Annotated in this window: 1 pseudogene; it reads right to left on the minus strand. The window is 76.9% G+C overall.

Annotation, left to right across the window (positions count from 1 at the left end):
• Nucleotides 1–20: 20 nt before the first annotated feature.
• Nucleotides 21–294: pseudogene (locus HTZ77_RS45010) on the minus strand (hypothetical protein); the annotation flags it as partial.

Below are 294 nucleotides of genomic sequence, written 5' to 3' on the forward strand. Positions count from 1 at the left end.
CGGGGGTTACGCCCGGATGGTCATGGGGTGGCGGTGGGTGACGGGCTCCCTGTGACGTCCGGAGCGGAGCCGGACGGCGCGGGAGAGCCGGCGGGGCGGGGGGCTCCGCTGGGGTTGGGCGGCGCCCCGCTCGGGCTGAGCGAGGCGAACACGCCCGTGCGCGCCACGACCGGCACGACGAGCAGCATGTCGTTCGGCCCGGCGGTGAAGCTGAACGTCATCGGCACCGCGCCCGTGTTGGCCACGCCGGTGACGGGGCCGATCGGCCGGTCGGTGCCCACGATGCCGCGGGGC

The organism is Nonomuraea montanisoli (assembly GCF_013363975.1).
Classification (GTDB): domain Bacteria; phylum Actinomycetota; class Actinomycetes; order Streptosporangiales; family Streptosporangiaceae; genus Nonomuraea; species Nonomuraea montanisoli.